Origin of the sequence: Pseudomonas sp. NPDC089741 (genome assembly GCF_044748825.1) — a bacterium.
GTDB lineage: Bacteria > Pseudomonadota > Gammaproteobacteria > Pseudomonadales > Pseudomonadaceae > Aquipseudomonas > Aquipseudomonas helmanticensis.
In genome coordinates this window covers 6,405-30,560 of sequence record NZ_JBIVGT010000015.1, presented here as the reverse complement: position 1 = coordinate 30,560, position 24,156 = coordinate 6,405, and the positions used below count along the sequence as shown (strand labels likewise).

Genomic DNA, 24,156 nt, shown 5'->3' with positions numbered 1-24,156 from the left:
TTCAGGCAGGCCACCATGAACATTGCACAACATTCCGTAGAGATTGAACGCGAGGTGGGTAACCTCGGGGTGATGAGCTGGTTGTCACGCCATCAGCCATTGCCCAGCGCCAATGAAACCTGGCTGGGGACGATCTTGCTGGTCGAACGCATTGGCGTGTTTCCCGCGTCCGGCGATATCCGCCGGCCGATGCGCGATCCCTATCCCCTGCTCGCTCATCTGAAAAAGCTGTATGGCGAGCAGGCGCTGGAAATGGATGACAGTGACGGGCTGAAAGTGATCTTCGGTGACTGGCGCTTCCGGGTGCGGATTTGCTGCAACGATCCGGCGATCATCATTAACGTTGAGACTCGATGCGATACGCGATTGATGCCGCAGAAGATTGCAGAGTTGTTGAGCCAGGTCGACAGTTTCACACCGGACGCCTGATCGTTCCCACGCTCCGCGTGGGAATGCCGCCCGGGACGCTCCGCGTCCCTTCGCTGAGTGACGCAGAGCGTCACAGGATGCATTCCCACGCGGAGCGTGGGAACGATCATCGCGCCGGGGTTTGCGCGTTATTTCATGGAGGCGTCGCAGCGGTCCTTGGTGCCGGTGATCCAGGCGTAGAAGTAATCGGCAATCACCTTGCCGCCCGTGGCCGGCACGGGGTGAATCTTGTCCGGGCCGATCATCGCCGCCGCGTAGCGTTTGACGTCGGGGCCGAATGCGCATTGCAGGTTGGTGTAACCCAGATGCTGCTCGCGTGCCCACGGCTCAAGTACCTGCGCATACGCCGACATCGGATAAGCGCTCGAGCGTGTGGTGTCCTGACGCATGATCAGGTTGATGCTCGCCTGCGGTTGGATCTCGCGCAGCATTCCCACCAAGCCCTGAACATTCTGCAGATACTTCGCCGGTTTCACGCCGAAACCCTGATCGTTGCCACCGAGCATGATCAGATAAACATCCGCAGGAATCTTCGACACAGCGGCTTTCCACTGCACCTGCCATTGCGGATCCTGGTGATAGAAATCCGCAGAAGCCGCACCCGATGCCGCCAGTTTCGAAACCCGAACGCCTTTCTGATCGTTGCTCATCCATAAGCCGAACAACGTCGGCGCGCCCTTCACAACTTCCAGTTTGAAGGACCAGTCTTTCGCTGCCGAGAGGCCTGCCAGTGGCACTTCCTGAACGCCCGAGCCTTCAAGTTTCAAGGGCTGCCAGTCTTGCGATGGCGCCCAGCGGTACCGGATTTCGCTGGCTTCGCCGTTGCCCAGATAGAGCAATTTCGCTTGGGTAACCGCCGTATTAATTGCCGGCGACGGGCTTGCATCGACCTGCAACCATGCGCCCGGTTTACCCGTCACGGTGCGGCTGTCCGGGCTGGCCTGCCCCAGGTCTGACACCTTCCAGTCTCCGCCAAAATACTTTTCACTGCTGCGGGTGTACTTGAAATGCGTCCCGCCGAGCGCCGCGCCGTGGTTGAAGCCGACATAACCCGGCCCGGCAAAACCCACCTCCCCGGCCACGCGTTGCACCAGTTTGTTCAGATAAAAATCCTGCCCGGCACTGTAGCTATCGCCGATCACCGAGACCGACAACACCGCGCCGGCCTTGCCTTCGCGCCACTGCGCAAAACGCTCGCGGGCATCGCCCACCTCAACCACCGCTGCTGCTGCTGCTGCGGGTTGCGCGTCATTCACTGCCAACATACAAATTTCCTTCAGTCTGGAATGGCCCTTCGCGAGCAGGCTCGCTCCCACAGGGATTGTGGTCATCGGCGAAACCCTTGTGCACAGGGAGAATTGTGGGAGCTGGCTTGCCAGCGATGGCGGTGGCTCTGGCAATGACGCTGCATCTTCCACAGGGATTGTGCGGCTGGCAAAGATCCATGTAGGAGCTGTCGAGTGAAACGAGGCTGCGATCTTTTGATCCTGACATTCAAAGACAAGATCAAAAGATCGCAGCGTGCCGCAGCTCCTACAGATCAGGTTTGCGGCACTGGGGTGATCGGTGCCAATGGTTTCTTCTTCGCCGCACGCTCGCCAAGGAACAGCACGGAAGTGAAATTGAACCGACTGAAAATCATCGACAACACCACCGGACCGAGCAAGCCAAAGCTCAAGCCACCCAGCACCAGCAAGCCCTCATCCTTAATCCCCAAGCGCCCCAGCACAAAACGCGAAGTCGCCGCGAACAGCACATGGAACAGGAAGATCGCATAGGAATAACCGCCCAACCACGTCAGCGCCTTCGAGCGCATATCACTCGACAGCAAAGCGATACACGACACGCAACCCACAGTCAGACCCACCAGGCTACGACGATCAACAATCAACTCACGATCAATCGCCGCCACATACAGCAGCGTCAGCGAGATCAGCACAAACACCAGCGGCCCGATCACCTTGAAGCGCTGCTTCAACGCATCGACGTTCTCTTGGCCAATCATCCCCGCGACGAAAAACGGCAGCAGGTAAATCGCGCCGTTAATCCCGAAAGCATCGAACGTGAACGGCGGCAGTAAAAACAATACCGCGGCAAACGCGAACAACCCATACAAGCGCGTCGCCGAACGCAACATCCCGCGCCATTCCAGCAGCCCGACGAACATGAAAATGATGAACACCGCCTGCAAGAACCAGAAGTGGTTGATCGGTACCCAGAACGACAACAACGCGTCGATCACCCCGACGTCCTTGTTCACCCCAGGCCCGACCGCTTGCAGCACCGAGAACGGCACGCCGACGCAAAACAGCGGCACGATCAAGCGGCGCACCTTGCCGGAGAAAAACGCCGAAAAGTCATTGCCGCGAATTTTGTAGATGGAATAGATGTACCCGGAAATGAACGTGAACAGCGGCATGCGCACGTACACCATCGAATCGGCAATCACCCGGAACGGCGAGCCGATATCGATCTTCAACCCACCGCCCAATGGTCCGATGACGTGATAGAGCACCAGCAGCAGGCACGCCAGGCCACGCAGGGTTTCGATCTCCAGGGACTTTTTCTTGCTCGACATAAAGCACCCGCCTCAATTCAGAATTCTTGATTCAACCTGCACCGGTTTGTTTGCCCGCAGCATCAATCCGAGGCCGACGAACAACACTGGTACCACCATTGAAAAGTGCCGGGCGAAGGAGCCGAAGTCCGGTTCGAACAAACCTTGCACCAGCAGAAACGCCAGCGGGATCGCGATCAGTTCCTTGGGCTTGGTCTGGATCGGCGCGCCCTTGTAATCGGTCGAGGTGATGACTTTGAACAGCAGCAACGCAGTCATGATCATCAACGCGACGAAGATCACCTGGCCTGGTCCGGACAGCAGAATCAGCTCCACCGGGAACGACAGCCGGAAGAAGATGATCATCGAGTCCAGCGCTTGCGAAACGAAATCGCTGCCGCTGAGCCACGAGACGATCAACGACTTCGAGCCCTCCTCGCCCGCCGTGCGCAGTTCGTTGTTGCTGGCACGAATCGACGACACCGGGAAGCCCAGCGCAAGCTGGATCGACATCGCCACGGCCAGGTAGAACAGGAACAGCATCAGAAAGAAGGTCGTGCGCGACACGTACTTTTTCATCACGCAGACACCGACCCACGACAGCGAAAACAGAATCCAGTAAGGCCGGATCAGCACGCCGTAGATCACCGCCGAGAGGAAAAAACCACCACGGTATTTGCGCGATAACGAGCTGAGCAAAATGCTCAACACCGCCACCGAGACGATGATTTCCTTGGTCAGGTTTTCCAGAAAGAACGAGCGCACGATCCCCCACAGACAGAGGGTGCCGAAGATCGCCAACGGCATGCGGCGGAACACCACCACTGGAATCGCCGTGAGGAAAAAATTGCAGAACATGCCGTAGGCCCAGGCATTGGTCAGGTTGATCCCGGTGGGCCGCAGCAGGAACGCCGAACACTCGTAGGACGAGCGATCCGGTGAGAACGGGTTCCAGAAATTGCAGTTGTCGGCCCGCGCGTAGGACGACCATAACGTCATCGCATCCGGCCCCGGATCGCGAGGAATCAACAACGGCATGGCCACCGACAGAAACAGCCCGGTGAAGAGGATCAGGAACGACAGCGAAGAGTCGAGTTTCTTGCCGCGAAACTCGATGCACGGCAACTTCAGGCCCATGACAGCGCAGCCTTTTTCGCAGCGGTCACGCGGGTCAGCAAAGCAATCACGCCGAGCTGCACGACGATCGCAAAAACGTTGCCCCACGCGGCGCCATAGATCGAGTAATGCTTGATCAGCACATAGCTGACCGGCACCGAAACCAGCAGGCAGATCGCCGCACTGGCGAGCGAGACACGACTGTTTTTCGAGGCGATCAAACCACCCCAGACGATGTCGCCAATCGCACGCAAGGCAAAGGAGAAGATCAACACGTCGAGGATCGCATTGTCCGGACGCGGCACACTGGTCGCGACGTAATCGAGCACCACGTTGAAGAACAGATAAATCGCCACCGCCACCGCCGCCGACACCACCAGCGAGCGCATGACCCATTTGTTGACGAACAACTGCTTGACCGTGAAGGCCTGCTGGTCGGCCTGAAAACGCTTGGCCAACACGGGAATCCCGACCACCGCTACCACCGCATACGACAAGGCTTGCAGGGTGTTGGCCGCCGACCACGCGTAGACGTATTTACCGAGGCTGGCGTAGGGCTCCAGATCGATGATCAGAAAGCGTTCGGCGTATTGGCTCAACGCGATCAGACCGGTGCCGAGATAGAACGGCAAGCCGGCCTTCCACACCGTCGCCGTGGCCAAGGTCCCGGCGACTCGGCCCTTGTGCACGTTCACCACAATCAGGTAACCGGCGATGATCACCAACACGTTGGCCGCCACCCACAACCACAAGACACTGGCGACGCTCGACACCCAGCCGAACATCATTCCGGCTACGGCCAACATCGCCCACAAACCGGTCTTGATGAAGAACAGCAACGCGCCGGCCGTGGCTTTCTGCGCAGAAAACACGAAAGAGTTGATCTCGAACGACAGGTGTTCGGTGAGCAACACCAGGGTCACACAGAGGATCAGCGCAGCCGTCGCTTCAACCTGCTGGAACAGTGAATAGATCAGCACCGTCACCACCGACAACAGCAGCCCGACGGTCAGGTACAGCAACAGCACTTTGTCGACGACACGACGCGAGCTGCCGCCGACGCTGATCAGCCGATTGATCTCGGAACTGAAACCGACGCTGTAGAACTTCGACGCGATCAACGACGCGGCAACCACCACGCCGTAAAAACCCAGCGCCTCGTAACCGAGGTAATGGGTGAGCGCCAACACCAGCAAAAACTTCGCGCCCAAGGCTCCGCCGCGAAGCAGTAGCCGAAATATCATCGAACGACACCCTTGATGATGTCGTCCATGGCCACGGTTTTCGCTTCGATTTCACGACAGGTGTCGGTCAGGCGCTTGCCGAAATTCGTCAGCGCGTCCGGTGCGTAAACCGTGTCGATGATTTTATCGACATCGATGTCGCCGCCATTGATCACCCAGTCTTCCACGCCCATGTCCTGATAGGCGCCAAACCCTTTGCGCTCATAGCTGATGTGGTACGCCGGCACGCCAGAGAGCAACGATTCGATGGCGCCGTGCAAGCGCACGGAAATCACCAGGTCCGGTTGATATTTGGCAATCGTCGCCTTCAACGACAACAGGTCTTCAGTGATGCCCAGTTCGCGATAGAACGCGCCGTCATCGTTGCCGCGCACCGCGCTCTGTACGGCGCAAACCACTTTGCTTTTGTTCTTCAGGCGCTGCAGCAGCAACTTCAGATTGGCCACGTAAGCGACTTTCTTTTCCTTGCTCCACTCCGGCGGCTTGCGCAGCACCACACAGACGGTGGCGGGCGAAGCAGCGCAGCGGGTGAACTTCGGCTGCTGGAGGATTTTGCTCGCCAGCGACTGCACTGCCAGATCCGGCGCACGGTAGACGTTTTCACAGGCGTCGAAGATCGCTGAGGAACGGTTATCGCGCACGAACACCGCGTCGGCGCTGGCGTAATGCTCGACGATCTGACTGCTCTCGCCGTGGAACGGGCCGATGCTTTGCGGCAGGTACACCGACGGCACTTTGCTGAGGATCGCGGTTTCCAGTTGCTTGGCGTGGCCGAGCTTCAACTTGATGTGTTCGAAAGCGCTTTTCGAGCGCATGTAGCCGCCACCGACGCCGACGATCAGATCGGTTTTGCGCAACAGGTCCGCCAGTCCCGCGTAGGACTGGTTAAGAAACACTGCCTGCTTGACCCGGCCCAGGCCCTTGGCCGCCATCACCGGCGCATCGAAACGCGGGTGCGGCAAGTAGCTGAAAGAATCCGGATCGGAGGCGACCACGCTGATCGCCGTGTCATCGCCAAAGTTGCGCTGCACCAAGGCAATGGCCAGATCGACGAGCAGGCCGTCACCGGAGTTGGACGCACTGTAGCCATGCAAAATCGTTACGTTCATAAGCTGAGTTCTACTTAATAAGTGGGAGCGCAATACACGTCGTAGGTCTGGCGGATCATCAACGCGGCGCTGAAGCGCTCACGGACAATGCTGCGCCCTTCGGTGCCGAGGTCGAGTAACCGCGGCTTCTGGATTTGCGCCAGCACATCGGCCAACGCCTGGTGATCACCGGACGGAAACACGTAGCCAGACACGCCGTGCGTGACCAGTTCCGGCAGCGAGGTGCAATTGCTGGCGATCACCGGCAAGCCCATCGCCATGCCTTCCAGCGGCACCATGGCAAATCCTTCCCAGCGACTCGGCACGATCAGCGCATCGGCTTTTTGATACAGCGCCTGCACTTCGCCCGGGGTGACCCAAGGTAAATATTCGACGGCGTCCATCGGCGGGCACTCGACCGAGTCCTCGTTCACCGCGCTGCCGACCACCGTCAGTTTCAGGTCATTGCGCTGCACCTTGGCGAACGCCTTGAGCAACACGTCGAAGCCTTTCTGGTAGTCGAGACGGCCGACGAACAGCAAGTGAATCGGCTCGGGACTCGCCGCTTTCGGTGCGTCGTCCTTGTGATGAATGCCGTTGTAGATCAGCTTCATCCGTTTGCGCTCGATGCCGAAGCGCGCGGCTTTATCCAGTTCGTACTGGCTGACGCAAATGATCACGTCGGTGACCTTTTGCAGCACCCGCTCGATCCACGCATAGACTTTCTGTTTGATCGGCGAGCTTTCCATCAGGAACGAAAACGCATGCGGGCAGTAGACGATTTTCGGCTTGCGCCACGGTCGCAACAGCACGCACACGCAACGGCCGATCACCCCGGAAAAGGTGCTGTGCAAATGCACCACATCGGGTTTTTCCTTGAGCAGCACCTGGCTCAGGCGCCAGGCGAAGCGCAGCAACGACGGCACATTGCGGCCGGTACGGGCGAACGTGCGAATCTGTTCTGCGCCGATCCCGTGCAGCTCTTTTGCCTGATCGTCCGGCACCAGATACACCAGCTCGTAGTTCGCCGCATCATCCTCGGGGGATGCCGAAATCGTGCGGATAACGGTCGCGACGCCACCTTTGATCGTCTCTGCCACGTGCAGTATTTTCTTCACAACTCACCCACTTAAAACAGGAAAGAACAATCGCTGACAGTCAGGATTTGTCGGACGCATATTCGTAGTTGTAATAGCCGTAGCCGCCGTTGCCGTAGTAACTGGCCGCGCGCTTCTCGACACCGTTGAATACCGCGCCCTTCAACTCGATACCGTTCTGTGCGAAACGGCGGATGGTCAGTTCGATCTCTTTGGCCGGGTTCACCCCGAAACGCGTGACGATCAGGCTGATCCCGGCTTCACGGCCGACAATTGCCGCATCGGTCACAGCCAGCAGCGGCGGCGTATCGATGATCACCAGGTCGTAGCGCTCGCTCAGTTCGGCGAGCAGCTCGCGGAAGTTGGCGTGCATCAACAGTTCCGAAGGATTCGGCGGCACCTGGCCGCGACTGATGAAGTGCAGGTTGTCGACTTCGACCCGGTTGATCGCCTGCTCGATGCTGCAGCGTTTGACCAGCAAGTCCGAGAGGCCATTGGTGATCGGGGTGTTGAGGGTTTTGTGCAGGTGCCCTTTGCGCATGTCGGCATCGATCAGCACCACGCGCTGGCCGCTCAGCGCCATGACGGCAGCGAGGTTGGACGAGACGAAGGTTTTGCCGACCTGCGGGCTCGGCCCGGAAATCATGATGCGGTTGTTGGTTGAATCGAGGCCGGCGAAGTGCAGACAGGTGCGCAGGCTGCGAATCGATTCGATCGACAGATCGGTCGGGTTGCGCAAGGCCAACAGGTAAGCAGGCTTATCGACGCCGTCGCGCGCACGACCTTTTTTGCTGTCCTCTTCCTGCTGCAAGGCGCTGTAGGGAATCGATGCGTACACCGGCAGGCCAAGCTGTTCGATGGCTTCGGGACCTTCCAGACCACGACTGAGGGATTTACGCAGCAGCACCAGCGCCACGCCGACGAAGGCACCGAGGAATGTGGCGATGATAACGATCAGGGCTTTTTTCGGCTTGACCGGGCTGGTCAGGTCGACATCCGCCGCATCGACCAGACGCACGTTACCCACGGCACCGGCGCGAACGATGTCCAGCTCTTGGGATTTGTTCAGCAACTGCGTGTAGATCTGCGAGGCCACTTCGACATCGCGGGTCAGGTTGAGCAGCTCTTGTTGGGTCGCGGGCAGATCGCCGACCTTGCCTTCCAGCGACTTCTGTTGCTGGGTCAGTTCGCCGATCTGGCTCATCAACGCGCGATAGGCCGGGTGTTGTTTGGTGAACTTGCGGTCCATCTCCGCCTGCTGCATTTTCAGCTCGGAAATCCGCGTTTCGAGCGCGACGGACTGACCGAGCACCGATTGCGTTTCCAGCGAGATGTTCACGGTTTTGCCGTGGGTCTGATAGGCGTTCAGCGCGTCGCTGGCCTTGGCCAGATCACGCTTGACCTGGGGCAACTGGCTTTGCAGGAATGCCAGGCTTTGCGCCGCTTCCGCCGAAGTACGACGGACGTTTTGATCGACGTACAGCGCAGCGATCTTGTTGAGGATTTTCACCGCTTCAGCCGCGTCGCTGCTGGCCAGCGCCAGTTTGATAATCCCCGATTCCTTGCCCTGCTCGGAGATATCCAACGCATCCTGATAACCCTGGATGGTCACGATACGTGGGTTGCGCACCACTTCGAAACGCGTGCCCGGGTTGGCCTGCAGTTGCGTGATCTGCCCTTCCACACCGTCCTGCGCGAAGGCTTCACCGGCAACGCCGTCGACCAGCAGGTTGTCGTTGTCATCGAGCAACCGGAAGCGCTTTTGTTCACCCGCGATGAGGGTGAGTTTCTTGCCGAGCAGCTCTTTCGGCAGATTGAGCCGGGCAAACTCCAGGCGCTCGCCGCCCCAAGCGTAACTGTTCAAGCCGAAACGCGGCGCAGCGACGCTGGTCTCGGTCTCGCCGCGATAACGACGGGCAAGAAAACCGCCAATCACCGGGAAGGTATTCGGCGTGACATCGATATCCAGACGCAGATCGTCAACGGTTTTGCCGATCACCGCGCGGGACTTGATGATGCCGATTTCGGTCACTGACGGCGATTGCCCACCGAGCATGCTGTTGAGGTCGGAAAAGCCGAGCATGTCGTTCTTTTTCGGCTCGACCTGCACCAGCGCATTCGCCAGGTACACCGGGGTGGCCAGAACCGCATAGGCCACGCCGGTGACCATGAAGGCACCGGTAAGCGCACCAATCAGCCATTTCTGGTCGATCAGGCTGCCGAATATGCCGAGCAGATCAATACTGTCTTGATCGTTGTCACGGGTGCCGATTACTGACGGTAACTGCATAAGTCTGTTCTTACCATTCACTGTTCTGAAGAATATTGATCAATGCCCGAGGCGCTGCGCCCATGAACTAACAGCATCTTCAATCAATGCATGAGCATGAATAAAAGCGGCCTGGCCTTGACGATACGGGTCTTGTATTTCGCGCTCGCTCTGCCATTTGCCGAGTAGAAACACTTTGCCCCTCGCGTGAGCGGCAATCTTCAGTACTTGATTTACATGCTGTTTTTCCATCACCAGAATCAAGTCTGATTCGTTGACGATGTCCGAAGTCAGTTGCCGCGCCTTGAACGCTTCGGCACTGTGCCCATGGTTTTCCAGGACCTCGCGGGCCGAAGGCTCGACGCCCTCGCCGACCCTGGCGGACAAGCCCGCAGAGGACACGGTGATCGCTGAAGAGGCCAGCGCGTTACGCAGCAACAGTTCTGCCGTCGGACTACGGCAAATATTGCCCACGCAGACAACTAGGATCTTTCTGAACAAGGTTTTACTTTCCCGTGTAATGTCAAACGGCCAACATGCGAGAGAACTTTAGTGAACCCTCAAGATCTTCCTGCACTCAGAAATAGACTCGCCGTGTTAGTACCGGAGCATTAAGTACCACAGCGTTTTATAGCGCCCCAACCACAATTAGCGGACTAAAAATAACTGTGATTTTCAGCCGCTTGATTTCCGACAAAAAATAACATTCGCGCACTAAGTGCCATCATCCTTATCGAAAATTGAGAAACGAGATAAATATTCGCTGTTGTCACTTCTCTTCGGGAGAGCAGACATGAAATCCGTACATCTCAAAAAACTCGGCGCCCTGGCGCTACTGATGCTGGGTGCCACTCAGGTTCACGCCAGCGAACTGTTCCCTAACCTTCCAGCCAAGAACATCGGCGTTCAGGTGAAGATCCAGAACTTCACGGCGGCCGACGCCGCGCAGATCAAAACGGCAGGCTTCGGTTTTGTCCGCTTCGGCGTGTGGAGCGAGAGCCTGACTGCCAAGGCTTATCAACAACAAGTCAGCGACGCTTTTGCGGCGGCCAAGTCGGCAGGGCTGGAAGTCTTGCTGACGGTGCGGGCGATCAAGCCATTGCCCGCCACATCGAACGCCGAACTGACCAGCGCCGGTGAAGGCTTCGCCAAAGCGGTGACCGGCCTGGAACAGACGTACGGCTCGCAAATGGTCGCGATTGAGTTATGGAACGAGCCGGATCTGGAAACTTACTGGCCGACGGGCAAGTTCGACACCACGTTTGTGCCGTTCATGAGCGCCGTGTGCAAGACGCTGCAAGGGCAACCGCCTTCGACGCCGGTAATCGGTTACGGCTTCGCCCGGCCACCCAGCGCAGGCTCGGCCTCTACCGTGGCGCTTAATCGTATCGTCAGCGAATACCCGAAATGCCTGAGCGCGGTGTCCTATCACCCCTATGGCATGACGGCCACGCAGATCAGCAATGCGCAGGCGTTTATCCAGCAGAACTTCCATCTGCCGGGGGTCATCAGTGAATGGGGCATCTCGGCACTCGCCTCCAATGGCGGGACTGAAGGGCAAGCGAGCAAGATCAACGCGTTTATCGGCGATGTCAAAAGACTCAACATCCCGCTGACCTCCATCTATGAATGGAAGAACAGTGAAACGGGCAGCAATGAACGCGAGAAGAACTTCGGCCTGCTGACGTCCGACGGGCAACCGAAACCGGCGCGCATGTCGGTCGAAGCCCTGTTGAACGCCCAATAGCGCCCGCACACCGACCTGTACGCAGGTCGGTTGCTTTGAACCTGTTGGCTGTTTTGGCATCGTATTCATCGATAGCCGCCCCGACCTTTCAAACAATCGTTTTCAGGTTGTTGCCGCAGGGGCCATCGATACACGCACGCGCCCTTGAGTGACTGTCAGCGCTCGGGTAATGTCATCAGACCCATAGGATAGAGCACGCCCATGACTTCCAAGCTGGAACAACTCAAACAGTTCACCACCGTGGTTGCCGACACTGGCGACTTCGAAGCGATCGCCCGGGTCAAGCCGGTAGACGCCACCACCAACCCTTCGCTCCTGCTCAAGGCCGCGGCCATTCCGGCGTATGCCGAGCTGCTGAATGCTTGTGTCAGCGACTGCAAGGGTGATGTCGGCCTGGCCAGCGACCGTTTCGGCGTTGCGGTCGGCCAGGAAATTCTCAAAGTGATCCCGGGCCGTATTTCCACCGAAGTGGATGCGCGCCTGTCGTTCGACAAGGATGCCGTGCTGAAACGCGCGCATCGCCTGATCGAGCTGTATGACAAGGCCGGCGTTGGCCGCGACCGCGTCCTGATCAAGATCGCCTCGACCTGGGAAGGCATCCGCGCCGCCGAAGTGTTGGAAAAGGAAGGCATCCAGACCAACCTGACCCTGCTGTTCTCCTTCGCCCAGGCAGCCGCATGCGCTGACGCCGGGGTGTTCCTGATTTCGCCGTTCGTGGGCCGCATCTACGACTGGTACAAAAAGGCCAACGGCAACGACTACACCGGCGCTGATGATCCGGGCGTACAGTCGGTAACGCGCATCTACAACTACTACAAGGCCAATGACTACAAGACTGTGGTCATGGGCGCGAGCTTCCGCAACCTGAATCAGATCGAGCAGTTGGCGGGCTGCGACCGCCTGACCATCAGCCCGGACCTGATCGACAAGCTGGCAGCCGACACGGGCAAGCTGGAGCGCAAATTGGCTCCGGGCCACGCCGGTGAAGCGCGTCTGAACCTCAACGAAGCGCAATTCCGCTGGTTGTCCAACGAAGACGCGATGGCTACCGAGAAACTGGCTGAGGGTATTCGTCAGTTTGCCCGCGACCAGGAGAAGCTTGAGGCGTTGTTGCAGGCCAAGCTGTGATCTGAGCTGGCGAAATGCAAAAAGGGCGAACCTGTTAAGGTTCGCCCTTTTTTGTGCCTGCGGGGAAATTCGTGGTGATCTTGCGGCCGCTTTCGCGAGCAGGCTCGCTCCTACAGGGGATCTGTGGAGCGATTGCGATTATGTGGCTAATGAAGAACCTGTAGGAGTGAGCCTGCTCGCGATAGGGCCAGCAGCCCCTACCCCATTTCAGACCATCAATGTCTTTCGAGGGCATTCACCAGATCATGGAACGCTTCACGATTGGAATCGTTCAGCCCCATGAGGATCTTGTGTGCTTCGAGCACCTTGATCCGCACCACTTCTTCCGACTGGTCCTGATCCGGCAGGTCGTCCAGGCACTCGGGGCATGGCACCGGGTGATTGACGATGTTGAACACCTGCTCGAAGCCCATCGATTGCAGCAGACGGGTGATGTCATCGTGGGTAGTGACGACGGTCGGCAACAAGCCGACCTTCTGCCGCGACAGGATCGACAGTTTGGCCAACAGGCCCAACGTCGTGCTGTCGATGCTGCGGGTTTCGGTCAAATCGATCACGATCGCGTTGAAATTCAACGCGGTGAAGATTTTCTCAATAGTCGCATCCAACGCCGAACACAGGGTCAGGCGAACTTCACCGACGAACTTCAGGACGAAGGTGCCGTCCTGCTCGGCGAACTGGATTCTACCGGTACTCATTAAAGATTCCTGCTCAACACCAACAGGGCGATATCATCCGGCATCTCCCCTAGCGTGGCCAATCCAAACACTTGCCGCAGACCATCCAGGCTGCCGCCCGCCGACTTCACCCGTTGAGGCAAAGCGGCTTCTTTTTCTTTGAGCGTAGGTTCTGGCAAAAGATCCAGAATGCCATCCGACATCAGCGTCAGGCTGAACGTCGGCGGCAGCTCAAGCACGTGATCTTCGTAGGTGGCTTCATTGAAGAGGCCAACCGGCAGACCGCGTCCTTCGAGATAACGAACACTGTCAGGCGTGTACAACACAGGCAACGGCAGATGGCCGCCGATGCTATAGGTCAACAAACCGGTCTCCTCGTCGATGACTCCACCGACCATTGTGACGTGTTTACCCAGCTTACAACTGATCAGCCCCCGGTTGATATGACCAAGGACTTCCGAAGGCTTGAATTCCGGCAAAGTGCCGTTGCGCTTGGATTCGAACAGCAAGCGCGTGGTCATGAACTTCAGCAGCACGGTGACAAAGGCCGAAGAGGCGCCATGACCGGATACATCCGCCAGGTAGAACGCGACCCGGCGCTCGTCGACACGGAAATAGTCGACAAAATCACCCGACAGATACAACGACGGGATGATCTGGTGCGCAAACTTGAACTCGTCGATGCTCCACGGGCTTTCCGGCAGCATGTTCATCTGCACCTGGCGACCGGCGTTCTGGTCTTCCTGGAGCAGGTTCAGGCTCGCCTCAAGCTCGCGATTGGCCTTTTCCAGCTTCTCGCGGTAGCGCTGGTTTTCCAGCAGCAGGCGCGCACGATCCAGGGCCCGGCGCACGGAGTGCTCGAGCACGGCCAGATCTTCGAGAGGCTTGATCAGGTAGTCCGCCGCGCCCAGGCGCAGGGCCTCGACCGCGTCGTTCATCACGCCGGCACCCGAAACCACGATCACCGGCGTTTGCGGCGACAGCTCGGTGACCTGACGGATGAGTTCGAGACCGCCCATCTGCGGCATGCGCAGATCGCAGATGACCAAGTCGGGCTTGTCTTGCTCGAATACCTGAAGACCCTGTTGGCCGTTGCTGGCCTGCAGGACACTGAAACCACTGTCTTCCAAATAGGCCGCGAGACTCGCGCGCACTACTTCGTCATCATCGATTATCAGCAGCGTGGCACTGGTTTTTGGCATGTGGGCAAACGGCGCCAGAATTAGGTTGGCGTAGTTGGCTGGGCATTTTGGCCCTGCGCAGACTACTGGATTCGCTTTCTAGCCACTCTGTTGCACCGCTTTCGAGCGTTCGCCCTGCACACGGTTACACCAGAGGTGCCCTTCTAAGGCGCAGACGGTACTCCCATCCGCAGAGCGTTTCAAGCATGCGCCGATGGTCGCTTGACGACTTTACTTGTCAAATCACCGAGAGTTATAAGAACAGCTCAAACCGTAACCCAATGGAAGGACGGAACCATGAGTCAAACCGGTCGGGACTACAGCGAAAAGCGCGATTTCATCCGCATGCGGGTTGATGCCGATGTCGTGTTGATTCATGCAGGCGATCAGGTTTCAGCGACCTGCATCGATCTGTCCAGCAGCGGCATGCAGGTCGAAGCACCGCGCCAGTTCACGGTTGGCGACCGTTTGCGGGTGCGCATCGACTCCGATCACGCGGCGCTCAGCGGCCTCGAAGCGGAGACCGAAGTGGTCTGGGTCAAGGCGCAGGATGGCGACAGCCAGAGGCTCGGGCTGAGCATTCTTGCGATGAAATAGCTGCACACAAAAAAGGCGACCCTGAGGTCGCCTTTGTTTTTACCGGTCGAGATTAAAAATCGTCTTCGACCTGGCCATCCTTCACCTTGAACTCGCGGTTCTGCAGGTAAGCATTGCGGATGAAGGTGTATTTGTCGCCGCTGATCAGTTTCTCGCTCGACAGCAGGCTGGCGCGGGTGTCGACGATGTTCAGGCCGAAGATCGAGTTACGCGCTGGCACATCGTTGATGTAGCGGTACATGCCGGTGTAGCTGTCGACGTATTTCGACGGTGCATCACGCAGGGTGCTTGGGCCGAGCAATGGCAGCATCACGTACGGACCGCTGCCGACACCCCAGTAGCCGAGGGTCTGGCCGAAGTCTTCGTCGCTGCGGTTCAGGCCCATTTTGGTGCCGACGTCGAAGAAACCGAGCAGACCGAAAGTGGTGTTGAAGATCAGACGTGCCGTGTCGACGCCAGCGGCGGCCGGTTTGCCCTGCAGAACGTTGTTCGCCAGGTTGGTGACATCACCGACGTTGCGGAACATGTTGTGGATGCCGTCTTCGACAAACTGCGGCGTGACAAACTCATAACCCTGCGCCAGAGGCTTCAGCGCGTAGGTATCAACGAAGTCGTTGAACTGGAAGATCGGACGGTTGACGCTTTCCCAAGGGTCTTCTTCCGTTGCGGCCTGAGTGGCGAACGGCGCCAGCAACAGGCCGGCATAGACACAAAGCTGAGCGAGCGGATGGCTCCAGCGCATAGAAAAACTCCTTGGATTTGTACTGTCGCGGGCAACTGGGCTCACGCATTAAGGCCGCTAGTATAAGCGCAAAAGCCCATTTGGGCAGTCCGGGAATGCACTGACTTGTAGGACATTTCCTGCACGCCCTTTCACGCGGCTGTCATCCAACTGTCACCGACAAACCCTAGCCTTGTGGCTATTTCAGGGACGTTGCCATGTCACATGCCGAAACCTTGCCTATCGCTGCGCCCAGTCTGACCGCCGTGCTGTTCGGACTCAGCGGTTGCCTGGTGGATTTCGGCGCCCGCGCCCGGCAACAGACTCCCGCCGCGTCCGCACACGCCGATGCCACACCGGGTGCGCTCGAAAGCTTGCACAGCTTGCAGCGGCAGCAGATTCCCTGTGCCTGGCTCGATGACTTGCCCCCTGCCCTCGCACAACCGCTGTCGGCTGCGCTGCCGGCCTGGATCAAATCACCGCAACATTCGGCAACAATCAATCCATGGCCGGCGCCCAACGCCTGCTGGCAAGCCTTGATGGATCTCAACGTCAGCAGTCTCGATGGCTGCGTCTTGGTCAGCGGCGAACCGCGCCTGCTGCAATCGGGCCTGAATGCCGGGCTGTGGACCATTGGCCTGGCGTCGTGCGGTTCGCTGTGCGGCCTGGCGCCAAACGAGTGGCAGGCCCTGAGCCAGAAAGAACGCGAGCAACTGCGCGGCAAGGCCACGATGCAGCTGTTCGGGCTCGGCGTACATTCGGTGATCGATCACCTGGGCGAGCTCGACAACTGTCTCGCCGACATCCGCCTGCGCCGCCTCAAAGGCGAAAAGCCCTGATCGGGATCATGCACACCTGACGAGAGTGGATTAATCTAAAGGTCAGCCATAGACCTTTGGCGCGCGGCTGCGGTCAATGCCAGTGCCTCTCGATAAAAGGAAAACACCATGCCCGCCCAAGAACTGCAAAAACAGCTCGAAACCCTGCGCGAGCAGCTGGAACAGAATCCGCCGCTGTCGGAAGTCGAACGGGAAGATTTGCACGCGCTGATGGCGCAGATCGAATCGGAAATTCAACTGGAAAATGCCACGCAAGACGCCAGCATCGCTGACGGCGTGAACCTAGCGGTCGAACGCTTCGAAGTTGAACACCCGGCCATCGCCGGCACCCTGCGCAATATCGTCAACGCGCTGGGCAGCATGGGGATCTGATTCCCCAGCCATACAAAAAAGCCCTGCCATCACTGGCAGGGCTTTTTCACTTCCGGACTGGCAATGCAATCCCCTGTAGGAGTGAGCCTGCTCGCGATAGCGGTGTGTCAGTTAACATCATCGTCAACTGACTCACCGCTATCGCGAGCAGGCTCACTCCTACAGTTGATCTTTATTGACGCACGAGCCGGTGATTCGGCAGCTGTACGCTTTCGGTGCTGCGGTACGGGTTGATGTCCAGACCACCGCGACGCACGTAACGTGCAAACACGGTCAGCTTTTCCGGTTTCAGCAACCGCTGCAGGTCGAGGAAAATCCGCTCCACACACTGCTCATGGAAGTCCGAGTGCTGGCGGAAGCTGACGATGTACTCGAGCAAGCTCGCATGATCCAGCGCCGATCCGCGATATTCCACCACGACACTGCCCCAGTCCGGCTGACTGGTCACCGGGCAGTTGGATTTGAGCAAATGGCTGTAAACCGTCTCCTCGACGATCCGCGAGTCATCGCAACGCAGCAGTTCCGGGCGCGGATGCTCATAGTTGCTGACGCTGATATCCAGATCGTCGATGCACACGCCCGGCAATGCCACGACGCCTTCCGCTTCTACATCCTTCAGACTACGCACGCGCACGCCCACCGGTTTGCCGGCGGCGGCCGACAAATCCTTGACCAGCGTCGCTTCCAACGTGCCAACGTCGGCAAACGGCGTCTGGTTCAGCGAGTTCAGGTACAGCTTGAACGACTTCGATTCGATGATGTTCGGCGAATCCGCCGGGATGCTGAATTCAGCGATCGCCACCACCGGTTTGCCGGAAGGCAGCAGCCACGACAGCTCGAAGCAGTTCCAGAAATCCACGCCTTTATACGGCAGGGTTTCGGCGGTCAGGCCCAGTTCGGCCCATTTCGCGGTGCGCGGAATCGGGAACAGCAGGGACGGCGTGTACGTGGCGATGTATTCGCTGGATTTGCCCAGCGGCGAGTGTTCGGCTGCGGGATGCATGGCGGAAACCTGACTGAAGAATCAGCGGATTCTACCAGCCTTTGCGCGCGCCTTTGAGTGCTTACTGACTGACAGTCAATTTGCCGACCATGCCCGCCTGGTAATGCCCGGGAATATTGCAGGCGAATTCCAGGCTCGTGGCCTTGCTGAACGTCCAGGTCAGCTCGGCGGACTTGCCCGGTTCGACCAGCACACTGTTCGGGTCATCGTGTTTCATGGTGTGGCCCATTGCGGCGTGATCCATGCCCGCCATGTCGTGGGACATTTCCTTCATGCCAGTAGGCGTGAGCATGCCGCTTTGCTGCATCTGCAACATTTCCTGCTGGTGTTTGGCGTGCATTGCCGCGTCACCCAGGTTGAACTCGTGCAACAACTGGCCTTTATTCACCAGCACAAAACGCACGGTCTCACCGGCCTTGACCTGAATCGCCTTCGGGTCGAACGACATGTCGTTCAGCACCACTTCAACGCTGCGCGTGGCTTGGGCGGCGGGCGCCGGCTGGCCGAAGTCGTAGGTGTGCGCGGGGGCTGCCCACACCGGCGAACTCAACGCCAACAAACACAAGGCCAGGGATTTACGCAAAAACATGGTCGTACTCCAACAAGATAAGGTTCAGCTTGTGGGAAACTTTAGCCGGCCTGCGCTGGCATCAAGCTGACAGGCAGATTACAACTTTGTCAGGTTGGCGCCTGTCGTCTGCTGTCACGCTATAAAGCTTTCGTTACCAGAACCCGAATCACCCCGGACAACCCGAGTCGCCCATGAAACTGTTGATCGTCGAAGACCAAGCAAAAACCGGCCAATACCTGCGCCAGGGCCTGACTGAGGCCGGGTTCAACACCGAGCTGGTGGCCGACGGCAACAGCGGCCAGCAATTGGCCTTGAGCGGTGAGTATGCGCTGTTGATCCTCGATGTGATGTTGCCGGGGCGCAATGGCTGGCAGATTCTGCACGCGGTGCGCAGTGCCGGGCTGGATACGCCGGTACTTTTTCTGACCGCCAAAGACGCGGTGGAGGACAGGGTTCACGGCCTCGAACTGGGTGCCGACGATTATCTGGTCAAACCGTTCGCCTTCTCCGAACTGCTGGCGCGGGTACGCAGCCTGTTGCGTCGCGGCAGCGGCACGCCGCAGGAAACCAGTCTGCAACTGGCCGATCTGCGCCTGGATCTGATCCGTCGCCGGGTCGAACGCAGTGGCCAGCGCATCGACCTGACCGCCAAGGAATTCGCCCTGTTGGAAATGCTCTTGCGTCGCCAGGGCGAAGTGCTGCCGAAATCGCTGATCGCCTCGCAGGTCTGGGACATGAATTTCGACAGCGACACCAATGTCATCGAAGTGGCAATCCGCCGCTTGCGTCTGAAGATCGACGACGACTTCCCCAACAAACTGATCCACACCGTACGCGGCATGGGCTATGTGCTTGAAGAGCGCGCAGTCTGATGCGCCGACTGTCCTTGAGTTCACGCCTGGCCTTGTTGTTTGCCGCTTGCACCGCCGTGGTTTCGTTGTTCGCCGGGGTGCTGTTCAACCGTGCCAGCGAGGCGCATTTCATCGAACTCGACCAGCAACAACTGGATGGCAAACTGATTGGCCTGCGCCGCGCCCTGCAGGATCTTCAGCCTGCTCAGCGTGAAGTGCGACTCGCGGATGAGCTCAGTCGTCAAGCCGATTTGTCGCTACGTATCACCGGCGCTGATGGCCAGCGCTGGTATGACAGTTCGACGCAGATTCCCAGGAATTTCCCCCAACAAACCGGCTTGTCGACGATCAGCAATGACGGCACCGATTACCGCGTGCTCAACGCCCCGCTCTATCCCGATAAAACCGATTCGCCACAACTGAGCCTGCTGCTCGACATCACCCATCACCAACACTTCCTGCAACGCATGCAGCACTTGATCTGGCTCACGGTCGGGCTCTCGGCATTGGCGACGGCGCTGCTCGGTGCCTGGGCGGCACGCAGCGGTTTGCGCCCGTTGCGGTGCATGAGCGCGGTGGCCCGTGGCGTTTCCGCACAATCGCTGAATGCGCGCCTGTCGCAAGAGCAAATGCCGCCAGAGCTTGCGGAAATGGCCCACAGCTTCAACGCCATGCTCGCACGACTCGACGACTCGTTTCAGCGCCTCTCGGCGTTCTCTGCTGACATTGCCCATGAATTGCGCACGCCACTGTCGAACCTGCTGACCCACACGCAAGTCACCCTCACCCGTCCAAGGCCGATCGAGGATTACCGCGAAGCGCTGCACAGCAACCTCGAAGAGCTGCAATGGATGGCGCAACTGGTCAACGACATGCTGTACCTGGCCAAAGCTGACCACGGTTTGCTGATGCCCAAGCGTGAACCGCTGGAACTGAAGGATGAGGCTGATGTGTTGCTGGAGTTTTTTGCGCCGCTGGCGGAGGACGCCGGAGTGACGTTGACACGTGAGGGTCATGCGCGGATCGAAGGTGACCGCAACATGTTGCGCCGCGCTTTGTCGAATTTGCTCGATAACGCGCTGCGGTTTACCCCGGCTGGGGGTGATTTGAGCGTGCGGATCGTTGATCAACCGGGCGCTGTGCGTATTTCGGTTGAAAACAGTGGAAAAGGGATTTCAACAGAATTGTTACCGCGATTGTTTGACCGGTTTTATCGGGCCGACCCGGCGCGACAGGAAGGCAGCAGTGAGCATGCGGGGCTGGGGTTGGCGATTACACAGTCGATCGTCCGGGCCCATGGTGGGCAGATTCATTGCGAATCAGAGTTGGGGTGGACGCGCTTTGTGATCGAGTTGCCTCGAACCTGATCGTTCCCACGCTCTGCGTGGGAATGCCGCCCGGGACGCTCCGCGTCCCCTGCAGAGCCGAACGCGGAGCGTCCGTTGAGGCATTCCCACGCAGAGCGTGGGAACGAGCATGGAGGTCGCTTACGAATATCTCAGGGCGTGAGCTGGCTCGATCTTCGCCGCTCGCCACGCCGGGTACACCGTTGCCAAGAAGCTTAGAATGAACCCCGCCGAGCAGATCAACAGCACATCCCCAGCCTGCAATTCCGACGGCAGATTGCTGACGAAGTACACGTCAGAACTGAAGATATGCTGCCCGCTCACGCGCTCGATCCAGCCAACCATCTCGCTGACATTCAGCGCAGCAATCACGCCCAGTACGCCGCCAATAATGGTGCCGACAATGCCAATCACCGTGCCTTGCACCATGAAGATCGCCATGATCTGCCGTGGCGTGGCGCCGATGGTACGGAGAATCGCGATGTCCGCGCCCTTGTCGTTCACCACCATGATCAGCGTCGCGATGATGTTGAACGCCGCCACCGCGACGATCATCAGCAACAGCAGGCCGATCATGGTTTTTTCCATCTTCATCGCGCTGAACAGACTGCCTTGGGTGTGAGTCCAGTCGTCAGCCTTGAACTCCGCGCCCAAACTGGCGGCGATGTCCGAGGACACCTTCGGCGCGGCATACAGATCCTTGACCGCCAGACGCACGCTCTGCACCTGATTCGGCTGCCAGTGCTGCATGGTCGCGGCGTCAGCCACGTGGATCAGGCCCATTGAGCCGTCCAGTTCGGCGCCGACCTTGAACACGCCCACCACGTTCAGCCGCTGCATACGCGGGGTGATGCCACCCGGTGCGGTGCTGACTTCCGGGACGATCAGGGTGATTTTGTCGCCGACGTTGAGACGGAAACGACGCGCAGTAATCTCACCGATCACCACACCGAACTCGCCCGGTTTCAAGTCATCGAGACGGCCCTGCACAATGTGTTGGGCAACGATCGACACCTTGCCTTCCTGGGCGGGATCAACGCCGCTGATCTGGATCGGCTGCATCAACCCTTTATAGGAGAGCATGCCTTCCATTTCAGTGAACGGGACGGCGGCGGTCACTTCGGGATTCTTCATCGCGGCGACAGCAACCGGCTGCCAGTCATCGATCGGCTTTACGCCAACGATGGTCGCGTGCGGCACCATGCCGAGGATGCGCGAGCTCATCTCGCGCTGGAAGCCGTTCATTACCGACAACACCACGATCATCGCCAGCACGCCGAGGGCGAGGCCGATCATCGAGGTCATCGAAATGAACGAAACGAAGCGATTGCGGCGCTTGGCGCGGGTATAGCGCGTGCCGATAAAGATCGATAACGGTCTGAACATTCGCTGGGGCACCGTATAAAAATAAAAGACCCGACGCCTTTGCAGACGTCGGGTTGCAGCCAATCAGATAGGCGTGAGGCGACCTTCTTGCAGGTGCAGTACGCGGTCCATCTGGCGGGCCAGGTTCATGTCGTGAGTCACCACCAGAAACGCGGTGCGCATCGAGGTGCTGAGTTCCAGCATCAAATCCTGAATGCCCTGGGCGGTGTGAGAGTCGAGGTTGCCGGTCGGCTCGTCGAGCATCACCAGGCCTGGCTTGTTCACCAGCGCGCGGGCGATCGCCACACGTTGACGCTCCCCCCCGGACAGTTCGGATGGCTTGTGTTCCAGACGATGGCCGAGGCCGACGCGTTCCAGCAAAGCAGTCGCACGCTGACGCGCTTCAGGGATCGGCGTCTTGCCGATCAGCAGCGGCATGCAGACGTTTTCCAGCGCAGTGAATTCCGGCAGCAAATGGTGGAACTGGTAAACGAAACCGAGCGAACGGTTACGCAGCAGGCCACGCTTCTTTTCGCTCAGTGCCGACAATTCTTCGCCGTCGAGCCAGACGCTGCCCTTGGTCGGCGTATCCAGGCCACCGAGCAGGTTGAGCAAAGTACTTTTGCCCGAACCTGAGGTGCCGACGATCGCCACACGCTCGCCCGGGTGCAACTCCAGTTGCAGGCCGGCCAGCACTTCGACCGACTCCGGGCCTTCGTCGTAGGATTTGCCCAGGTTGCGGCAGCTCAAGATTGCTTGTTCACTCATGCCCGACTCACTCATAACGTAGCGCCTCCGCCGGCTGGGTGCGCGCGGCACGCCAGGCGGGATACAGGGTGGCGAGGAAACTCAGAACCAACGCCGCGGCGCAGACCATGACGACATCCTGGCTCTGCACCTGCGACGGAAGATAATCAATGAAATACACGTCAGCATTAAGGAATTTATGGCCGATCAGGCCTTCCAGTGCCGAGATCGCGGCGCTGACGTTAAGCGCAGCGAAAATACCGACCACCGCACCAATCGCTGTACCGACCACACCGATCACCGTGCCTTGCACCATGAACGTGCGCATGATCGTGCCCGGCGTCGCGCCCAACGTGCGCAGAATGGCGATGTCGCCCTTCTTGTCGTTGACCACCATCACCAGTGTGGAAATGATGTTGAACGCAGCGACGGCGACGATCAGCAGCAACAGCAGGCCGATCATGGCTTTTTCCATGCGGATCGCCTGATACAGATTGCCGTGGGTACGGGTCCAGTCGCGGGCGTAGTAATGGTCTTCGCCAAGCTGCTGGGCGATGTTCCATGCCACACGCGGCGCCTGGAACAGGTCGTCGAACTTCAGGCGGATGCCCTGTACCTGATCCGGTTTCCAGCGGTGCATCTTCGCCAGATCCTGCAGGTTGGTCACGCCCAGATAGCCGTCGAGTTCGCCAGCGCCGACATGGAAAATGCCGACCACGGTGAAGCGTTTCATGCGCGGGAACATCCCAGCCGGGGTCAGGCTGACCTCCGGCGCGACGAAGGTGACTTTGTCACCAATGCCGACACCGAGCTTGGTCGCGGCCTTGTCGCCGATGACGATGCCGAAGCTGCCCGGCGTCAAATCGTCGAGTTTGCCCTGCTTCATGAAGTTGTCGATGATCGACACATTGCGTTCGAGCGCAGGGTCGATGGCATTGAGCAACACCTTGGAGACCTGACCGTTGTTGGTCAGCAGGCCCTGCATCTGGGTGAACGGCGCAACGGCTGTCACCTGCGGGTTCTGCTTGACCTTGGTCGCCAGGCTTTGCCAATCGTTGATCGGCTCAGTGGATTCAATGGTCGCGTGGGGCACCATGCCCAGCACGCGGGTGCGCATCTCATGATCGAAGCCATTCATCACCGACAGCACGACGATCATCACGACCACGCCAAGGGCGAGCCCGATCATCGAAGTCAGGGAAATGAATGAC

The 24,156-nt window shown here is 58.8% G+C and carries 24 protein-coding genes; 8 read left to right on the top strand and 16 right to left on the bottom strand.

Annotated features, from left to right (window positions below):
* Positions 1-15 precede the first annotated feature (15 nt).
* Positions 16-429 carry a mannose-1-phosphate guanylyltransferase gene (locus ACIPZE_RS16130; RefSeq protein WP_283435750.1) on the top strand — a complete coding sequence of 138 codons (414 nt, stop codon included), beginning with the start codon at positions 16-18 and terminating at the stop codon, positions 427-429.
* Between the two features lie 128 nt (positions 430-557).
* On the opposite strand, the gene ACIPZE_RS16125 is transcribed toward ACIPZE_RS16130, so the two are convergent.
* From ACIPZE_RS16125 to ACIPZE_RS16090, 8 genes are all read right to left on the bottom strand, one after another.
* A complete protein-coding gene (locus ACIPZE_RS16125; RefSeq protein ID WP_400773821.1) occupies positions 558-1,694 on the bottom strand; it encodes a GDSL-type esterase/lipase family protein in 1,137 nt (378 codons plus the stop codon).
* A 275-nt stretch (positions 1,695-1,969) separates the two neighbouring features.
* Positions 1,970-3,007, bottom strand: coding sequence for an acyltransferase family protein (locus ACIPZE_RS16120; RefSeq protein WP_283435748.1), 1,038 nt, complete (start codon positions 3,005-3,007; stop codon positions 1,970-1,972).
* Between the two features lie 12 nt (positions 3,008-3,019).
* Positions 3,020-4,123: a hypothetical protein gene (locus ACIPZE_RS16115; protein ID WP_129394768.1), complete on the bottom strand. Its 1,104-nt coding sequence runs from the start codon at positions 4,121-4,123 to the stop codon at positions 3,020-3,022.
* Positions 4,114-5,346: a phosphoribosylaminoimidazole carboxylase gene (locus ACIPZE_RS16110; RefSeq protein ID WP_400773819.1), complete on the bottom strand. Its 1,233-nt coding sequence runs from the start codon at positions 5,344-5,346 to the stop codon at positions 4,114-4,116. The genes ACIPZE_RS16115 and ACIPZE_RS16110 overlap by 10 nt, the downstream gene beginning before the upstream one ends.
* A complete protein-coding gene (locus ACIPZE_RS16105; RefSeq protein WP_129394770.1) occupies positions 5,343-6,455 on the bottom strand; it encodes a polysaccharide pyruvyl transferase family protein in 1,113 nt (370 codons plus the stop codon). Before ACIPZE_RS16105 ends, ACIPZE_RS16110 begins: the two co-directional genes overlap by 4 nt.
* A gap of 14 nt (positions 6,456-6,469) precedes the next feature.
* Positions 6,470-7,552 (bottom strand): glycosyltransferase family 4 protein, encoded by a 1,083-nt coding sequence (locus ACIPZE_RS16100; protein WP_129394771.1) that lies wholly within the window; start codon positions 7,550-7,552, stop codon positions 6,470-6,472.
* 40 nt (positions 7,553-7,592) lie between these two features.
* A complete protein-coding gene (locus tag ACIPZE_RS16095) occupies positions 7,593-9,821 on the bottom strand; it encodes a polysaccharide biosynthesis tyrosine autokinase (protein WP_400773816.1) in 2,229 nt (742 codons plus the stop codon).
* Positions 9,822-9,860: 39 nt separating this feature from the next.
* Positions 9,861-10,301 (bottom strand): low molecular weight protein-tyrosine-phosphatase, encoded by a 441-nt coding sequence (locus ACIPZE_RS16090; protein ID WP_283435744.1) that lies wholly within the window; start codon positions 10,299-10,301, stop codon positions 9,861-9,863.
* 292 nt (positions 10,302-10,593) lie between these two features.
* On the opposite strand from ACIPZE_RS16090, the gene ACIPZE_RS16085 reads away from it, so the two are divergent.
* Positions 10,594-11,547 (top strand): cellulase family glycosylhydrolase, encoded by a 954-nt coding sequence (locus ACIPZE_RS16085; RefSeq protein ID WP_400773812.1) that lies wholly within the window; start codon positions 10,594-10,596, stop codon positions 11,545-11,547.
* Between the two features lie 201 nt (positions 11,548-11,748).
* Entirely contained in the window at positions 11,749-12,675 is a 927-nt protein-coding gene (gene tal, locus ACIPZE_RS16080) for a transaldolase (RefSeq protein ID WP_283435742.1), read from the top strand.
* A gap of 215 nt (positions 12,676-12,890) precedes the next feature.
* On the opposite strand, the gene rssC is transcribed toward tal, so the two are convergent.
* Complete coding sequence (gene rssC / locus ACIPZE_RS16075) at positions 12,891-13,373, bottom strand: anti-sigma factor antagonist RssC (RefSeq protein WP_042560140.1); 483 nt, start codon at positions 13,371-13,373, stop codon at positions 12,891-12,893.
* The gene (rssB, locus tag ACIPZE_RS16070; protein ID WP_047302218.1) at positions 13,373-14,554 is read right to left on the bottom strand and encodes a two-component system response regulator RssB; all 1,182 of its coding nucleotides are present in this window, start codon (positions 14,552-14,554) and stop codon (positions 13,373-13,375) included. Before rssB ends, rssC begins: the two co-directional genes overlap by 1 nt.
* Positions 14,555-14,830: 276 nt before the next feature.
* Between rssB and ACIPZE_RS16065 the strand changes: the two genes are divergently transcribed.
* Positions 14,831-15,130, top strand: a complete 300-nt coding sequence (locus tag ACIPZE_RS16065) for a PilZ domain-containing protein (RefSeq protein WP_283435741.1) — start codon at positions 14,831-14,833, stop codon at positions 15,128-15,130.
* 52 nt (positions 15,131-15,182) lie between these two features.
* Here the strand turns inward: ACIPZE_RS16065 and ACIPZE_RS16060 are convergent, their stop codons facing one another.
* Positions 15,183-15,872: a VacJ family lipoprotein gene (locus ACIPZE_RS16060; RefSeq protein ID WP_283435740.1), complete on the bottom strand. Its 690-nt coding sequence runs from the start codon at positions 15,870-15,872 to the stop codon at positions 15,183-15,185.
* 197 nt (positions 15,873-16,069) lie between these two features.
* Between ACIPZE_RS16060 and ACIPZE_RS16055 the strand changes: the two genes are divergently transcribed.
* Positions 16,070-16,690 carry an HAD family phosphatase gene (locus tag ACIPZE_RS16055; protein ID WP_129394778.1) on the top strand — a complete coding sequence of 207 codons (621 nt, stop codon included), beginning with the start codon at positions 16,070-16,072 and terminating at the stop codon, positions 16,688-16,690.
* Between the two features lie 108 nt (positions 16,691-16,798).
* Positions 16,799-17,062, top strand: coding sequence for a DUF4404 family protein (locus tag ACIPZE_RS16050; protein ID WP_283435738.1), 264 nt, complete (start codon positions 16,799-16,801; stop codon positions 17,060-17,062).
* Between the two features lie 172 nt (positions 17,063-17,234).
* Here ACIPZE_RS16050 and queF read toward each other — a convergent pair whose 3' ends face one another.
* Positions 17,235-18,065: an NADPH-dependent 7-cyano-7-deazaguanine reductase QueF gene (gene queF, locus ACIPZE_RS16045; protein ID WP_283435737.1), complete on the bottom strand. Its 831-nt coding sequence runs from the start codon at positions 18,063-18,065 to the stop codon at positions 17,235-17,237.
* 61 nt (positions 18,066-18,126) lie between these two features.
* Positions 18,127-18,654: a cupredoxin family protein gene (locus ACIPZE_RS16040; RefSeq protein WP_283435736.1), complete on the bottom strand. Its 528-nt coding sequence runs from the start codon at positions 18,652-18,654 to the stop codon at positions 18,127-18,129.
* 173 nt (positions 18,655-18,827) lie between these two features.
* On the opposite strand from ACIPZE_RS16040, the gene ACIPZE_RS16035 reads away from it, so the two are divergent.
* Both ACIPZE_RS16035 and ACIPZE_RS16030 read left to right on the top strand, forming a co-directional pair.
* Entirely contained in the window at positions 18,828-19,508 is a 681-nt protein-coding gene (locus tag ACIPZE_RS16035) for a heavy metal response regulator transcription factor (RefSeq protein ID WP_129394782.1), read from the top strand.
* Complete coding sequence (locus ACIPZE_RS16030; RefSeq protein WP_400773805.1) at positions 19,508-20,854, top strand: heavy metal sensor histidine kinase; 1,347 nt, start codon at positions 19,508-19,510, stop codon at positions 20,852-20,854. Before ACIPZE_RS16035 ends, ACIPZE_RS16030 begins: the two co-directional genes overlap by 1 nt.
* A 120-nt stretch (positions 20,855-20,974) precedes the next feature.
* On the opposite strand, the gene ACIPZE_RS16025 is transcribed toward ACIPZE_RS16030, so the two are convergent.
* From ACIPZE_RS16025 to ACIPZE_RS16015, 3 genes are all read right to left on the bottom strand, one after another.
* Positions 20,975-22,219 (bottom strand): lipoprotein-releasing ABC transporter permease subunit, encoded by a 1,245-nt coding sequence (locus ACIPZE_RS16025; RefSeq protein WP_400773802.1) that lies wholly within the window; start codon positions 22,217-22,219, stop codon positions 20,975-20,977.
* Between the two features lie 63 nt (positions 22,220-22,282).
* The gene (gene lolD / locus ACIPZE_RS16020; RefSeq protein WP_400773801.1) at positions 22,283-22,981 is read right to left on the bottom strand and encodes a lipoprotein-releasing ABC transporter ATP-binding protein LolD; all 699 of its coding nucleotides are present in this window, start codon (positions 22,979-22,981) and stop codon (positions 22,283-22,285) included.
* The coding region (locus tag ACIPZE_RS16015; protein WP_400773798.1) for a lipoprotein-releasing ABC transporter permease subunit at positions 22,974-24,156 on the bottom strand (1,183 nt) is incomplete at its 5' end. The genes lolD and ACIPZE_RS16015, both read right to left, overlap by 8 nt.

What these genes read in the sequence shown, in the direction of transcription:
- ACIPZE_RS16130 (WP_283435750.1), top strand. Translation starts at nt 16, where the DNA reads ATGAACATTGCACAACATTCCGTAGAGATTGAACGCGAGGTGGGTAAC.
- ACIPZE_RS16125 (WP_400773821.1), bottom strand. Translation starts at nt 1,694, where the DNA reads ATGTTGGCAGTGAATGACGCGCAACCCGCAGCAGCAGCAGCAGCGGTG.
- ACIPZE_RS16120 (WP_283435748.1), bottom strand. Translation starts at nt 3,007, where the DNA reads ATGTCGAGCAAGAAAAAGTCCCTGGAGATCGAAACCCTGCGTGGCCTG.
- ACIPZE_RS16115 (WP_129394768.1), bottom strand. Translation starts at nt 4,123, where the DNA reads ATGGGCCTGAAGTTGCCGTGCATCGAGTTTCGCGGCAAGAAACTCGAC.
- ACIPZE_RS16110 (WP_400773819.1), bottom strand. Translation starts at nt 5,346, where the DNA reads ATGATATTTCGGCTACTGCTTCGCGGCGGAGCCTTGGGCGCGAAGTTT.
- ACIPZE_RS16105 (WP_129394770.1), bottom strand. Translation starts at nt 6,455, where the DNA reads ATGAACGTAACGATTTTGCATGGCTACAGTGCGTCCAACTCCGGTGAC.
- ACIPZE_RS16095 (WP_400773816.1), bottom strand. Translation starts at nt 9,821, where the DNA reads ATGCAGTTACCGTCAGTAATCGGCACCCGTGACAACGATCAAGACAGT.
- ACIPZE_RS16085 (WP_400773812.1), top strand. Translation starts at nt 10,594, where the DNA reads ATGAAATCCGTACATCTCAAAAAACTCGGCGCCCTGGCGCTACTGATG.
- tal (WP_283435742.1), top strand. Translation starts at nt 11,749, where the DNA reads ATGACTTCCAAGCTGGAACAACTCAAACAGTTCACCACCGTGGTTGCC.
- rssC (WP_042560140.1), bottom strand. Translation starts at nt 13,373, where the DNA reads ATGAGTACCGGTAGAATCCAGTTCGCCGAGCAGGACGGCACCTTCGTC.
- rssB (WP_047302218.1), bottom strand. Translation starts at nt 14,554, where the DNA reads ATGCCAAAAACCAGTGCCACGCTGCTGATAATCGATGATGACGAAGTA.
- ACIPZE_RS16065 (WP_283435741.1), top strand. Translation starts at nt 14,831, where the DNA reads ATGAGTCAAACCGGTCGGGACTACAGCGAAAAGCGCGATTTCATCCGC.
- ACIPZE_RS16060 (WP_283435740.1), bottom strand. Translation starts at nt 15,872, where the DNA reads ATGCGCTGGAGCCATCCGCTCGCTCAGCTTTGTGTCTATGCCGGCCTG.
- ACIPZE_RS16055 (WP_129394778.1), top strand. Translation starts at nt 16,070, where the DNA reads ATGTCACATGCCGAAACCTTGCCTATCGCTGCGCCCAGTCTGACCGCC.
- ACIPZE_RS16050 (WP_283435738.1), top strand. Translation starts at nt 16,799, where the DNA reads ATGCCCGCCCAAGAACTGCAAAAACAGCTCGAAACCCTGCGCGAGCAG.
- queF (WP_283435737.1), bottom strand. Translation starts at nt 18,065, where the DNA reads ATGCATCCCGCAGCCGAACACTCGCCGCTGGGCAAATCCAGCGAATAC.
- ACIPZE_RS16040 (WP_283435736.1), bottom strand. Translation starts at nt 18,654, where the DNA reads ATGTTTTTGCGTAAATCCCTGGCCTTGTGTTTGTTGGCGTTGAGTTCG.
- ACIPZE_RS16035 (WP_129394782.1), top strand. Translation starts at nt 18,828, where the DNA reads ATGAAACTGTTGATCGTCGAAGACCAAGCAAAAACCGGCCAATACCTG.
- ACIPZE_RS16030 (WP_400773805.1), top strand. Translation starts at nt 19,508, where the DNA reads ATGCGCCGACTGTCCTTGAGTTCACGCCTGGCCTTGTTGTTTGCCGCT.
- ACIPZE_RS16025 (WP_400773802.1), bottom strand. Translation starts at nt 22,219, where the DNA reads ATGTTCAGACCGTTATCGATCTTTATCGGCACGCGCTATACCCGCGCC.
- lolD (WP_400773801.1), bottom strand. Translation starts at nt 22,981, where the DNA reads ATGAGTGAGTCGGGCATGAGTGAACAAGCAATCTTGAGCTGCCGCAAC.